10 protein-coding genes are annotated in these 13,051 nt (G+C 71.5%); 4 read left to right on the plus strand and 6 right to left on the minus strand.

Going from position 1 to position 13,051, the window contains the following annotated elements:
• Nucleotide 1: 1 nt before the first annotated feature.
• From ASL10_RS13265 to ASL10_RS13285, 5 genes are all read right to left on the minus strand, one after another.
• A complete protein-coding gene (locus ASL10_RS13265; RefSeq protein WP_082460578.1) occupies nucleotides 2-688 on the minus strand; it encodes an SDR family NAD(P)-dependent oxidoreductase in 687 nt (228 codons plus the stop codon).
• Between the two features lie 68 nt (nucleotides 689-756).
• A complete protein-coding gene (locus ASL10_RS13270; protein ID WP_056048744.1) occupies nucleotides 757-1,770 on the minus strand; it encodes a LacI family DNA-binding transcriptional regulator in 1,014 nt (337 codons plus the stop codon).
• 79 nt (nucleotides 1,771-1,849) lie between these two features.
• On the minus strand, nucleotides 1,850-2,806 hold the full coding sequence (locus ASL10_RS13275; protein WP_082460579.1) for a carbohydrate ABC transporter permease: 957 nt from the start codon (nucleotides 2,804-2,806) through the stop codon (nucleotides 1,850-1,852).
• Nucleotides 2,807-2,808: 2 nt separating this feature from the next.
• Nucleotides 2,809-3,819 (minus strand): carbohydrate ABC transporter permease, encoded by a 1,011-nt coding sequence (locus ASL10_RS13280; RefSeq protein ID WP_082460580.1) that lies wholly within the window; start codon nucleotides 3,817-3,819, stop codon nucleotides 2,809-2,811.
• 81 nt (nucleotides 3,820-3,900) lie between these two features.
• Nucleotides 3,901-5,208, minus strand: a complete 1,308-nt coding sequence (locus tag ASL10_RS13285; protein ID WP_056048747.1) for an ABC transporter substrate-binding protein — start codon at nucleotides 5,206-5,208, stop codon at nucleotides 3,901-3,903.
• 195 nt (nucleotides 5,209-5,403) lie between these two features.
• On the opposite strand from ASL10_RS13285, the gene ASL10_RS13290 reads away from it, so the two are divergent.
• The 3 genes from ASL10_RS13290 (at nucleotide 5,404) to ASL10_RS13300 (ending at nucleotide 10,233) form a co-directional block, all read left to right on the plus strand.
• The gene (locus tag ASL10_RS13290; protein WP_056048750.1) at nucleotides 5,404-7,443 is read left to right on the plus strand and encodes a beta-galactosidase; all 2,040 of its coding nucleotides are present in this window, start codon (nucleotides 5,404-5,406) and stop codon (nucleotides 7,441-7,443) included.
• Nucleotides 7,444-7,573: 130 nt separating this feature from the next.
• Nucleotides 7,574-9,235 carry a glycosyl hydrolase 53 family protein gene (locus ASL10_RS13295; protein WP_082460581.1) on the plus strand — a complete coding sequence of 554 codons (1,662 nt, stop codon included), beginning with the start codon at nucleotides 7,574-7,576 and terminating at the stop codon, nucleotides 9,233-9,235.
• Nucleotides 9,236-9,306: 71 nt separating this feature from the next.
• Nucleotides 9,307-10,233 carry a glycerophosphodiester phosphodiesterase family protein gene (locus ASL10_RS13300; RefSeq protein WP_056048753.1) on the plus strand — a complete coding sequence of 309 codons (927 nt, stop codon included), beginning with the start codon at nucleotides 9,307-9,309 and terminating at the stop codon, nucleotides 10,231-10,233.
• A gap of 72 nt (nucleotides 10,234-10,305) precedes the next feature.
• Here the strand turns inward: ASL10_RS13300 and ASL10_RS13305 are convergent, their stop codons facing one another.
• Nucleotides 10,306-11,922 (minus strand): ABC-F family ATP-binding cassette domain-containing protein, encoded by a 1,617-nt coding sequence (locus tag ASL10_RS13305; RefSeq protein WP_056048756.1) that lies wholly within the window; start codon nucleotides 11,920-11,922, stop codon nucleotides 10,306-10,308.
• A 123-nt stretch (nucleotides 11,923-12,045) separates the two neighbouring features.
• On the opposite strand from ASL10_RS13305, the gene ASL10_RS15680 reads away from it, so the two are divergent.
• Nucleotides 12,046-13,026 carry a bifunctional methionine sulfoxide reductase B/A protein gene (locus tag ASL10_RS15680; RefSeq protein ID WP_082460582.1) on the plus strand — a complete coding sequence of 327 codons (981 nt, stop codon included), beginning with the start codon at nucleotides 12,046-12,048 and terminating at the stop codon, nucleotides 13,024-13,026.
• The last annotated feature ends 25 nt before the right edge of the window (nucleotides 13,027-13,051 follow it).

Genomic DNA, 13,051 nt, shown 5'->3' on the forward strand with positions numbered 1-13,051 from the left:
GTCAGCTCGAGAACGCCGAGCTCGGCAGGTCCTTCTCGCCGTCGACGATCGCCCGCACGATCCGCTCGGCCACCGCGTCGGGGTCGAGGGCCGCGCCGAACGCCGGCGCCTTCCCGGCGACCGCCCGCGTGGCGAGGCCGGTGTCGGTGTGCCCCGGGCGCGCGTCGAGCATGCGGATGCCGTCTCGCCGGTACTCGCGTCCGGCGGCCGACGCGAAGGACGCCAGGGCCGCCTTGGACGCCGAGTAGGCGGCCATCCCCACGGTCGCGGCCTCGGACACGACGCCGCTGATCGTCACGACGAAGGGTTCGCGACCGGCCGCCGCGGACTCCGCGAGGGCGGCGTGCGCGGCACGCACCAGACGGATGGGTCCGAGAGCGTTCGTCTCGACGAGTTCGTCGAGCGTGTCGTCGTCGAGGTCCTTCGCCGCTCCGAACGCGACGACGCCCGCGGCGACCACGACGCCGTCGAGGCGTCCGTGCTCGTCGAGCGCCGACCGGACCAGCGCCGCGCCTCCCGACCGGTCACGCAGGTCGGCGAGGTAGGCGCCGGGGCCGGAGAGCGACTCGGGTCGTCGGGCCGCGCGGACGACGACGGCCCCCTCGTCTTCGAGCATCGCTGCGAGACGCTGCCCCAGTCCACCGGACGCACCGGCCACGAGCACCACGGCTCCGTCGAGATCGGTCATGCCGCCGACCCTACGCGCGCGTCCCGGTGGGACGCCGGGGCGAGGGACCGCAGGAGGCGCGGGTCGCGTCACGCGGACGCGCGCACCACCAGCTCGGTCGGCAACGTCATGGCAGCCGGCTTCTCGCCGTCGATGACCTGCAGGAGCAGGCGCACCATCTCGCTGCTGATGCGGTCGAACGGTTGACGCATGGTCGTGAGGGCCGGCGACGTCGCGGTCGCGACGCTCGAGTCGTCGAAGCCCGCGACCGCGACGTCGTCCGGCACGAGCCGCCCCGCGGCCGTCAGGGCGTCGATCGCCCCGGCGGCCATGCGGTCGTTGGCGGCGAAGACGGCGTCGAGGTCCGGCCGTTCGGCGAGCAGGGACTGCATCGCGACGCGGCCGCTCTCACGCCCGTAGTCGCCGTGGCGCACGAGCGCGTCGTCGGCGTCGTCGCCCAGCTCGGCCCGGTACCCCTCGAGGCGGGTGATGCCGCCGGGGGTGTCGGCGGGGCCGGCGATCGTGGCGATGTGCCTGCGCCCCAGGCCGCGGAGGTACGCGACCATCTCGCGCGCGCCCTCGCGGTCGTCGGCGGCCACCCACCCCATCTTCTTCTCGTGGCCGATCGGGATGCCGCAGGCGATCGCGGGGACCCCCGACTCGACCACGTCGGCGAGCAGCCTTCCGCCGCTGTGCGCCGAGACGAGCAGGACGCCGTCGACGTGCCCGGCCCCGATGTAGGCCAACGCCCGCTGCTGTTCGGCAGGCGACCCGGCCATGATCAGCACGAGCGAGACGTCGCGCTCGGCGAGCGCCGAGGCCGCCCCCCTCAGCAGGATGGAGAAGTTCGGGTCCTCGAAGAGCTGTTCGTGGTCTTCGGTGAGCAGGAAGGCGACCGAGCCGGTGCGGTTGGTCGCGAGGCTGCGCGCGTGCGGGTTGACGCGGTACCCGGTGGCCTTGATGGCGGCGTCGACCGCGGTCTTGGCCTCGGGGCTGACCCACCGGCCGCCGTTCAGGGCCCGTGACACCGTGCCCCGCGAGACGCCGGCGGCGGTCGCGACGTCGTCGATGGTCGGTCGGCCGCGGCCGGTCGTGCTGCTCACGCGGCCAGCATAGGGTGCGGCGACCGCCGGACCGACGGCGCGCTCCGCCCCGCCGGCACGACCGGTCGTCGAGGCCGCACTACTTGACCGCGCCGGCCGCGAGGTCGACCTTCCAGAACCGCTGCAGCACGAGGAAGATCGCGATCAGCGGGATGACCGAGAGCAGGGCACCCGTGATGACGAGCGTGTACAACGCCGGCGCCGAGGCCCCCTGGTTGAGCAGCCCGTTGAGTCCCACCGTGAGGGGGAACAGCGAGTCGTCGCCGAGCATGATGTACGGCAGCATGAAGTTGTTCCAGATGGCGACGAACTGGAACAGGAAGATCGTCACGAGCCCGGGCAGCAGCATCGGCACGGCGATCCTCGAGAAGATGCCCATCTCGCGGGCCCCCTCGGTGCGCGCGGCCTCGATCACGTCGGTGGGCACGGCGGCCGCGGCGTAGATGCGGGCGAGGTAGATGCCGTAGGGGCTGATGATCTGCGGCAGCAGCACGCCCCAGAAGGTGTTGGTCAGGCCGACGTTCGCGAGCAGGAAGTACTGCGGGATCGCCAGGATGACGCCGGGCACGAGCACGCCCATCAGCAGCACGTTGAAGACGACCTTCTTGCCCGGGAACTCGAATTTCGCGAGGACGTAGCCCGAGAGCGCCGAGACGAAGGTCGAGGCGATCGCGCCGATGCCGGCGTAGAGGGCCGTGTTGAGCATCCATCGCCAGAACAGCCCGTCGCGGTACTGCGTCAGGGCGACGACGTTGTCGAGCAGGTGACCGCTCGGCGCCAGGGTGAAGGTCGAGAAGAGCTCGCCGCCGTCCTTGGTCGAGGCCATGACGACCCAGAGCACCGGGAACAGGCAGTAGACGGCGCCGATCAGCAGCAGCACCGTCGAGACGACGCTCGGCCGTTCGGCGTGCAGGCGCGGGGCGGACGGGTCGCGCGGCACCCTGCCCGAGGGGCGGCGGCCCGTCGAGGAGGCGCGGGTCGGGCCGGGCACCGGGGCCGTGGCGTCTCGGGAGCCGTCGAGGTCGATGGTGGTCATGGTCAGTCCTCCTGGCCGAATGCGCGCTTCTGGACGACCCGGAGGAAGAAGAAGCTGACGATGAAGGTGGCGAGCGCGATGACGACCGAGGTCGCCGCCGCCGAGTAGATGTCGTCGCGGGTGAAGGCGTCGCGGTAGACGAGCATGAGCGGCGACCAGCTGGTCGACAGGCTGTTCGTGAGCGGACGGAGGGTGGTCGGCTCGGCGAACACCTGCAGGGTGGCCACCATCGAGAACAGCGCGGTCATGACGAGCGCCGGCGTGACCATGGGGATCTTGATGCGCAGGGCGATCTGCACCTCGCTGGCACCGTCGAGGCGGGCGGCCTCGTAGACGTCGGTCGGGACGGCCTTGAGCGAGGTGTAGATGACGATCATGTTGAAGCCGACACCGCCCCAGAGGGCGATGTTCGCGATCGCGAACAGCACGGTTCCCGAGCCGAGCACCCCGTCGACGTCCCAGCCGAGCCGGTCGAACACGTAGTAGAAGGGGCTCACGGCCGGGAGGTAGAGGAAGCCCCAGAGCAGCGAGCTGATCACGGCGGGCACCGCGTAGGGCAGGAAGATGGAGACCCGCGAGAAGGCGGTGGCCCGCGTGCGCTTCGAGTCGAGCAGCAGGGCGAAGAGCAGCGCGAGGCCGAGCATGCACGGGATCAGCACGACGCCGTAGAGCAGGACGCGACCGACGCTGGAGGCGAACTCGGGGTCGGTCAGCGAACCGACGTAGTTCTCGAACCCGGCGAACACCTGGCTCTCGCCGCCCGAGCCGAGCCCCAGGCCGACGACCTGTTTCTTCTGGAAGCTGAGGAACAGCGTGTAGACGATCGGCGCCGCCATGAACAGCACGAACAGCACGATGCCGGGGGCCAGCATGGCGTAGGGGGTCAGCACCCGCGTGCGGAAGCTGCCGTTGCCCTTGCGGGTCGCCGGGCGGGGTGCCTCGCGGCCGGCCGACGACGGCGGAGGGCCGGCCCCGTCGGTTCGCGGGCTGAGGGGGGTGAGGGTGTCGGCCATGCCGTGTCCTTGGGTCGAGACGGGTGTGACGGAGGGGTGACGGGGCGGGCGGGGCGACCCCGGCCGCCCCGCCCGATGTCGCTACTTGACCGAGAAGCCGCTCTTGGTCAGGTCGTCGACGGTGATCTTCTGCATGGCCGTGACCGCGTCCTCGAAGGCCGCCTGCGTCTTGGCGTCGGCCGCCTTGGCGAACTCGTCGTTGTAGGCGCTGAAGGCCACGTTGACGTTCGGGCCGTAGGTGAACGGCTGCACCGACTCGGACGCCTCGGCGGCGATGTCGTAGAAGTCGTCCTGCTGGCTGAAGAACTCGGGGCTGGTGGTCAGTGCGTCCGACGCGGCGTCGGTGGCCGCCGGGTAGACGCCGGCGATGTCGGCGAGCGCCGCCACGGCCGTGGGGTCGGTGTTGAGCCACGTCGCGAACTCGACCGCCGCCTCCTTGTGCTCGGACTGGGTCGTGACGGCCGTGGTCGAGCCGCCCCAGTTGCCGTCCGCCGGCTTCGAGGCGTCCCACTGCGGCATCGGGGACGCGGTCCACTTGCCGGCGGTGTCGGGGGCGTTGCCGCCCAGCACGCCCGGCGCCCAGACCGAGCTGATCCAGCCGACCTGGCTGCCGTCGTTCAGACCGGCGTTCCACTCGGGCGTGTACATCGGCTTGTTGTCGATCGCTCCGCTCTCGACGAGCCCGCCCCAGTACGAGGCGACCTTCTCCGTCGGGCCGCCCTCGATGTCGACGCCCCAGCTGTCGCCGTCGATCGACCACCACGAGGCACCGGCCTGCTGCGTGAGGCCGGCGAACCAGCCGGCGTCGTTGGCCGAGAAGGTGCCGAGGTACTTCGTCGGGTCCGCGGCGTGGAGCTTGGTGGCGACGTCGGCGTACTCGTCCCACGTGGTGGGGACGCTCAGGCCGTACTGGTCGAGGACGTCGGTGCGGTAGTACGCCATCATCGGGCCGGAGTCCTGCGGGATGGCGTAGACGCCGTCACCGCCGAGGGTGACCGACGACCAGGTGCCCTCCGAGAAGTCCCCTTCGAGGTCGGCGGCACCCTGGTCGGAGATGTCGGCGAGCGCGTCCGAGGACACGAGCGTCGGGATCTTCTGGTACTCGGCCTGGATCAGGTCCGGTGCGCCGCTCCCGGCCTTGATGGCGGTGAGCAGCTTGGTGATGGCCGGGTCTCCGCCGTCCTGTTTGTTGACGGTGACCTGGATGTCGGGGTTGTCCTGGTTCCAGAGGTCGACGACCTTGTCGAGGTTCGGGGCCCAGGCCCAGTAGCTGAGCTCGACGGGACCGTCGTCGGCCGCGCCTCCCCCGGCGCCGGAGCACCCGGCGGTGAGCAGTAGGGCGGCGGTCGCGACCGTGGCGACACCGAGACGGCGGAATGAGCTGCGCATTCGTCCTCCTTGAGGAAAGCAAGAGCTGTGGTGGGGGCGGGACAGCGCGTGCTTCGGAGAACCACGTCGCTGTGCCTGTGAGCGGTTACAGTTACGCACAGCGGTTTTCGCTTGTCAACACCGTTACGGGCCCTTTCGCCGCTCGATACCGGTGTGTTACAACTGGGAGCGCACACAGTCAAAGGAGATCACCGCATGTCACTCGAGCTCGACGCCCGACCCACGCCCCAGGCCACCACGACCTGGCTGCCCGGCCGAGCCGACCTGCGCTACGGCGGCGACTACAACCCCGAACAGTGGCCGCGCGAGGTCTGGCTCGAGGACATCGCCCTGATGAAGCAGGCGGGCGTCAACCTGGTCAGCGTCGGCATCTTCTCGTGGGCCCTGCTCGAACCCCGCGAGGGCGAGTACGACTTCGGTTTCCTCGACGACATCCTGGGCCTGCTGCACGACGCCGACATCGACGTCGACCTGGCCACCCCGACGACGGTCCCGCCGGCCTGGTTCTGGAAGGCCTACCCCGACTCCCACCCGGTCACGCGGGACGGCGTCACCCTGGGCCGCGGCTCCCGCGGCATGGTCAGCCCGAGCAGCCCCGACTACCGCCGGGCGGCCCTCGCGATCACCGAGCGGCTGGCCGAGCGCTACGCGAACCACCCCGCGGTCGTGCTCTGGCACGTCCACAACGAGTACGGCGCCCCGATCAGCGAGGACTACGGCCCCCACTCGGTGCTCGCCTTCCGCACCTGGCTTGAGGAGAAGTACGTCACCCTCGACGCGCTCAACGAGGCCTGGGGCACCCGCTTCTGGGGCCAGACCTACGGCGAGTGGGACGAGATCGACGCCCCGCGCACCTCGGCCACGGTCGTCAACCAGACCTCGCGCCTCGACTTCGCCCGCTTCACCTCCGACGCCCTGCTGGCCTGCTTCACCGCCGAACGCGACGCGATCAAACGACACGCGCCGCACCTCCCGGTCACCACGAACTTCATGGCCACCAACTGCCCCTCCATCGACTACTGGAGGTGGGCCCGCGAGGTCGACGTCGTCGCGAACGACCACTACCTCGTGGCCGAGCGCCGCGACAACCACGTGCTGCTCGCCATGGACGCCGACCTCACCCGTTCGCTCGCCGGCGGTGCCCCGTGGATGCTGATGGAGCACTCGACCTCGGCCGTCAACTGGCAACCGCGCAACATCGCCAAGCGCCCCGGCGAGCTCGCCCGGAACGCCGCGAGCCATCTGGCCCGGGGCGCCGACGCGATCCTGTTCTTCCAGTTCCGGGCGTCGCGGTACGGCGCCGAGAAGTTCCACTCCGCGATGCTGCCCCACGCCGGCACCTCGACCCGCACCTGGCGCGAGGTCGTCCACTTCGGCGCCGACCTGGGTCGGCTCTCGGCCGTGCGCGGCAGCCGGGTGGAGGCGCGGGTCGCGATCCTCTGGGACGTCGAGTCCTTCTGGGCCCACGACCTCGAATGGCGGCCGTCGGTCGAACTCCAGCACCGCGAGCGCGTCGTCGCCTGGTACTCCGCCCTGTGGCACCTCGGCGTGACGGTGGACTTCCGCCACCCGCACGACGACCTCTCGGGCTACGACCTCGTGCTCGCCCCCTCGCTGTACCTGGCCGACCGGCGGACGACCGACGGCCTCGGCGCGTTCGTCCGCGGGGGCGGCACCTTCGTCGCGTCGTACTTCTCGGGCGTCGTCGACGAGAACGACACCGTCCACGCCGGTGGTGCACCCGGCGCCCTGCGCGAGGTGCTCGGCCTCTCGGTGCCCGAGTTCCTGCCCCTGTACGCCGACCAGGTCGTCACCCTCGACGACGGCACGACGGGCACGGGCTGGTCCGACGACATCGTGCTCGAGGGCGCCGTGGCGGTCGCGAGCTACGTCGACGGCCCGGCGGCGGGAGGTCCGGCGGTCACCCGCCACGCCCACGGCGACGGCTCGGCCTGGTACGTCTCGACGCGCACGACCGGGGCCGACCTCGAGGGTCTCGTCCGGTCGGTGCTCGACGACGCCGGGGTGCCGCTGCCGGTGGACCACCCCGAGGGGCTCGAGGTCGTCGTGCGCCACGGGGACGACGTCGACTTCACCTTCCTGGTCAACCACGCCGAGACCGCGACCGACGTCGTGGTGGGTCAGGGCACCGAGCTGATCACCGGCGACGCCGTCGACGGCCGCGTGGGCGTCCCCGCCGGTGCGGTCCGCGTCGTGAGCCGCCCGCGCGGCTGAGCCGCGAGGCGACCGCAGGAGGCGCGGTGCCGGCGTCGAGACCGGCACCGCGCCTCCTGCGCCCCACCGTCCCGAACCCCGTACCGCCCCCGCAGCACCCGCCCCACCGATCGTCAAGGAGGACGACGCGATGACACGACCCACCACCACACCCCGGCCCCCCGTCGACCGGAGGGGCCGGCGCGGTCTCGCCGTCGGCGCCGCCCTCGCCACGGCGGCCCTGGGAGCCGGCCTGCTGTCGGGCGCCCCCGCGACCGCGGTGCCCGGCGGCCCGGCTCCTCGCCCCGTCGTCGTGCAGGACCCCGGCTTCGAGCACGGCGCGACGGGCTGGGTCTCGAAGGGGTCGGGCACCACGACGCTCGAGGCGGGTGGGCACGACTCGGCCACGCGCCTGACGCACGTGCTGTCGACGGCCGGCACGGCCACGACCAGCCAGAAGCTCAAGAAGGTCATGCCCGGGTGGTGGACCTTCTCGGCCTGGGTGAAGAGCGGTGGCGGCCTGGCCTCGAGCACGCTGTCGCTGACCGGGTGCGGCACCGGCTCGAGCAAGGACGCCGCGGCGACGACGGTGATCCCCTCGACCGAGTCCGACGACGGGTGGCTGCGCCTCTCGGTCTCGGCCGAGGTGACGCACAGCCAGTGCACTCCGACGTTCACCACGAGTGGCGCCGCCGGTGCCTGGGCGAGCATCGACGACGTCACCGTCACGCCCGGGCGGGTGACGCGCGACGTGCGGGGTGCCGACCTGTCGGGTCTGCCCCGCAACGAGGATCGCGGAGCCGTCTACCTCGACGCCGCCGGCCGCCCCACCGACCCGGTGACGCAGCTGGCGGACCACGGGGCGAACATGGTGCGGCTGAAGGTCTGGGTGGACCCGACCGACGGCTACAACGACCAGGACGACGTCGTCGCGATGGCGGCGCGGGTGAAGGCGGCGGGCATGCAGCTGCTCGTGGACTTCCACTACAGCGACCGGTGGACCGACCCGGGCGCCCAGACCATGCCGAGGGCCTGGCTCGGGCTGAGCGCCCCCGAGGTCGCCACGAGGATCCACGACCACACCCGCAGCGTGCTCGACGCCCTCGCCGCCGAGGGGATCACGGCGGACGCCGTGCAGGTCGGCAACGAGATCAACCCCGGCATGGTCTGGCCGCTGGGCCAGACCTGGGACGTCGACCCGAGCGACGGCGTCAGCGGCGCGCAGTGGAGCAACCTGGCGATGTTCCTCACGGCCGGTGCGACGGCGGTGAAGGAGGTCTCGCCCACGACGCAGGTCGTGCTGCACCTGACCAACATCAACGCCGGCGTCGACGGCCTCACCTGGTGGTTCGACGAGGCGACCTCGCGCGGCGTGCCGTTCGACCTGATCGGCCTGTCGTACTACGGCTACTGGCACGGCGGACTGTCGGGCATGCAGCAGGCGGTCACGACGCTGTCCGAGCGCTACGACCGCGACGTGCTGATCGTCGAGACGTCGTACCCCTGGACGCTCGAGGACGACCCCGACCACCTCTGGGAGAACGTCGTCGTCGACCCGTCGCAGCTCGTCGCGGGCTACCCCGCGACGCCCGAGGGGCAGGCCGCGAACTTCCGTGCGATCCAGGACGTCGTGGCCTCGGCCCCGGGCGGCCGCGGAATCGGCGTCGTCGCGTGGGAACCCGCGTGGACCGCGGTCGACGGTGCCGGGTGGGACCCGGACGACCCGACCTCGGGCAACGCGTGGGAGAACCAGGCGATGTGGGACCACGACGGTCGCCCGCTGCCCGCACTCGACGAGTACGCGGCCGACTGATCCGGGCGAACGACGGGTGATCCGGCGGGCGGTGGTCGGCGCGGCACCCGGTCTCCCCCCATAGTGGGCACATGCCCCGCACGCCCGAGCCCCTGGCACGCCTCTCCCGTCGAACGGTCCTGCTCGGCGTCGGCGGCGTCGCCGTCCTCGGGACGGCCGCCGTCGCCCTCGGGTTGCGTTCCGCGCGACTGAGCGAGGAGGCGCCGGTCACCCGAGCCGCGCCTCCTCGGCCCGTCGACGCCCTCCTGGCGGCTCGACCCTCCACCGTCGCCCACCGCGGCGGGTCCGGCGACTGGCCCGAGATGTCGATGTTCGCCTACCGGCAGTCGGTCGCCGCCGGGGTGGACGGGCTCGAGGTGTCGCTCTCCCGCACCTCGGACGGCGTCTGGTTCGGACTGCACGACGAGACCCTCGACCGCACCTCGGGCACGACCGGGTTCGTCCCCGCCGACCACACGTGGAGCGAGGTGCAGCAGTACCGCATCTCGGCGGCCGAGACGAACGACCCCGAGCAGTCCGACCAGCCGTACGCCCGCTTCGACGACATCGTGCGCGAGTTCGGCCGCGAACACGCCCTGTTCGTCGACCCGAAGTACGTCGACGCCCGCTTCTACCCCGAGCTGTTCGAGATCGCGTGGATGCAGCTCGGGACGTCCGAGGTGGCGCAGACCCTCGTCGGCAAGGGGTACTGCACGCAGACCGAGTGGGGCGACCTCGCCGCCTCCGAAGGGTGCGCGACCTGGGGGTACTACTACGCCGACGAGCTGGCGGACGACCCCGAGCTGCTCACCCGGACCTCCGACAGCTGGAGCATGCTGGGCCTCGACTGGTCCGCCCCGGCCGCGACCTGGGCGACGATGACGGCCACCGGCAAGCCGGTCCTCGGCCACATCGTGTCCGACTTGGACGCCGCTCGCGCCGCACTCGACGGGGGTGCGTCCGGGCTCGTCGTCTCGGGCGTCGCCGAGGTCGTCCGGCAGCTGACGACCGAGGGCTGAGCCCGGTCGCACGCCGACCCGCCCCGCGCCCGGCGCCCCGCGCCCGGCGAACCGCGCCCCGCGCCCCGCGGCTCAGGCGGCGGTGACGACCACGCGCTCGGGACGGTCGGCGTCCGCGCCGAAGACCAGACGCCGCGTGGCGACCTTGTCGGCGAAGAACCGGTCGTGGCTGACCACGACGACCGCCCCGGGGAAGTGCTGCAGCGCCCGCTCCATGACCTGGGCGCTCGGCACGTCGAGGTGGTTGGTGGGCTCGTCGAGCAGCAGCACCGAGGCCCCCGAGAGCAGGCACTGCGCCATCGCGACGCGGGCCCGCTGACCACCGGAGAGCGCGCCGATGCGCTTCTTGAGTTCGGCCTCGCTGAACTGGAACATCGCGAGGAACCGCCCGACGGACTTCCGCGTCGCGGTCAGGGCGAGGCTGTCGGGCATCGCGTTGACCGAGTGCGTGACGGTGTCGTCGTCGTCGAGCTCGGCCAGCACCTGGTCGTACGAGACCACCTTGACCCCGCCCGCCCACGCGGCCCGACCGGCGTCGGCACGTTCTTCCCCCGTCAGCACCCGCAGCAGCGTGCTCTTGCCGCTGCCGTTCGCCCCCGTGATCACCAGGCGGTCGCCGCGCCGCAGCTCGAACGTGAGGTCGTCGAAGAGCGTCCGGTCGTCGCGGGCCTTGCCGAGACCGTCGACCCGGCACAGGACGTCCTTGACGTGCAGGCCCGAGTAGATCTCGGTGATGATCTGGTCGACGGGGCGGGGGGCCCGCGACTTCTTGACCTTGGCGAGCTGCTTGAGCAGGTCGCCACCGTCCTGGCGCTTGGCGGCCTTGGCGGCGTCGCGGCGGTCCGAGATGCCCTCGGCCTCGAACGCGAGCAGCTCGGACTCGTGCACGAACTGCTGCTCGAGGCTTTTCAGCCGGAACTGCTTCTGCACGACGTACTCGGCGAAGTCGCCCGGGTAGTCGTGCAGGTGGAAGTTCTCGACCTCGACGATGCGGGTGACGACCGCGTCGAGGAAGCTGCGGTCGTGCGAGACGACCACGGCCGCGCCGTGGAAGTCACGGAACCACGACTCGAGCCACTCGACGCCGGCCACGTCGAGGAAGTTCGTGGGCTCGTCGAGCAGCAGCACGTCCGGGTCCTCGAGGACGATCTTCGCGAGGGCCGCCCGGTTGCGCCAACCACCGCTGAGGTCGTCGATCGGGCTGGTGCGGTGCGCGTCGCTGAATCCGAGCACGCTCAGGGCCGTGTCGATGCGGCGCGGGTACTCCCAGCCGTCGACCCGGTCCATCTCGGCGAACAGTTCGGACTGTCGGTGGATCAGCTGGTCGAGGGCGTCCCCGCCGTCGGGGTCCATCGCGACCACGGCGATGTCGGCGTCGATCTGCGCCAGGTCGGCCTCGATCGCCCGCTCGTGGGCGAAGAGCCCGGTCAGCACCTCGACGATGGTCTGCGTGCCGTCGAGTTCGGAGAACTGCGAGAAGTACCCCACCCGGACGCCCTGCTCGAGCGTGACCGTGCCCTCGTCGGGCTGCACCTGGTCGAGCATCAGCTTGAGCAGCGTGGACTTGCCGCTGCCGTTGCGACCGACGATCCCCACGCGCTCCTTCTCGTCGAGGCGGAAGAACGCCTCGCGCACCACCGGGGTGCCGTCGAAGCGGACGGTCACGTCGTTCAGTCGGATCAGGCTCATGCGTCGATCCTCGCAGGCCGACGGAACACCCGGCGCCGCCCGGTTGTTGTCGTGAGAGGCATCGAGGCGACGGCGGGCACCCGACCCATCCGATCGCACCGACGCCGACGAACAGGAGGCATCATGTCGGACCAGTACCGGAAAGACCCCGAGGCGGTCGCCCGCCTCACCTCGACCCAGCGCCGCGTGACCCAGGGCGGTGGCACCGAACCCGCCTTCCGCAACGAGTTCTGGGACTCGAAGGACGCGGGCATCTACGTCGACGTCGTCTCGGGCGAGCCCCTGTTCGCCTCGGTCGACAAGTTCGACAGCCGCACCGGCTGGCCGAGCTTCACGCGACCCATCGACGCCGAACACGTCGTCGAGAAGCGCGAGGGCTTGTTCTTCAAGCGCACCGAGGTGCGCTCGACCGCCGGGGACAGCCACCTCGGCCACGTCTTCCGCGACGGACCCACCGCGACCGGCGGGCTGCGGTACTGCATCAACTCGGCGGCTCTCCGCTTCGTCCCCTACGCCTCACTCGAAACCGAAGGATACGGTGCCTACATGACGCTCTTCTCCCCCGAATCCACCCCTGCCCCCAGCGGCACGACCGAGACCGCGATCCTCGCCGGCGGCTGCTTCTGGGGCGCCCAGCAGCTGCTCCGCCGCCGACCGGGCATCGTCTCGACCCGCGTCGGCTACTCGGGCGGCAGCGTGCCGAACGCGACGTACCGCAACCACCGCGGCCACGCCGAGGCCGTCGAGATCGTGTTCGACCCGGGTCTGACCTCGTACCGCGAGATCCTCGAGTTCTTCTTCCAGATCCACGACCCGTCGACGAAGGACCGCCAGGGCAACGACGTCGGCGACAGCTACCGCTCGGCGATCTTCTACGCGGACGACGAGCAGCGCGCGACGGCCCTCGACACCATCGCCGACGTCGACGCGTCCGGCCTCTGGCCCGGCAAGGTGGTCACCGAGGTCACCCCGGCCGGCGACTTCTGGGAGGCCGAAGAAGAGCACCAGGACTACCTCGAGAAGGACCCCTACGGCTACACCTGCCACTTCGTCCGTCCGGGCTGGGTGCTGCCGAAGCGCGACCAGCAGGTCGCCGCGGGCTGACGCCCGTCGGACCCCAGGAGGCGCG

This window comes from Frigoribacterium sp. Leaf8, from assembly GCF_001421165.1.
In the GTDB taxonomy this organism is placed as follows: Bacteria; Actinomycetota; Actinomycetes; order Actinomycetales; family Microbacteriaceae; genus Frigoribacterium.

Bases quoted from the DNA above. Each gene is read 5' to 3' on its own strand.
- ASL10_RS13265 (WP_082460578.1), bottom strand. From the start codon at position 688: ATGACCGATCTCGACGGAGCCGTGGTGCTCGTGGCCGGTGCGTCCGGT.
- ASL10_RS15680 (WP_082460582.1), top strand. From the start codon at position 12,046: ATGTCGGACCAGTACCGGAAAGACCCCGAGGCGGTCGCCCGCCTCACC.
- ASL10_RS13295 (WP_082460581.1), top strand. From the start codon at position 7,574: ATGACACGACCCACCACCACACCCCGGCCCCCCGTCGACCGGAGGGGC.
- ASL10_RS13285 (WP_056048747.1), bottom strand. From the start codon at position 5,208: ATGCGCAGCTCATTCCGCCGTCTCGGTGTCGCCACGGTCGCGACCGCC.
- ASL10_RS13300 (WP_056048753.1), top strand. From the start codon at position 9,307: ATGCCCCGCACGCCCGAGCCCCTGGCACGCCTCTCCCGTCGAACGGTC.
- ASL10_RS13275 (WP_082460579.1), bottom strand. From the start codon at position 2,806: ATGACCACCATCGACCTCGACGGCTCCCGAGACGCCACGGCCCCGGTG.
- ASL10_RS13280 (WP_082460580.1), bottom strand. From the start codon at position 3,819: ATGGCCGACACCCTCACCCCCCTCAGCCCGCGAACCGACGGGGCCGGC.
- ASL10_RS13305 (WP_056048756.1), bottom strand. From the start codon at position 11,922: ATGAGCCTGATCCGACTGAACGACGTGACCGTCCGCTTCGACGGCACC.
- ASL10_RS13290 (WP_056048750.1), top strand. From the start codon at position 5,404: ATGTCACTCGAGCTCGACGCCCGACCCACGCCCCAGGCCACCACGACC.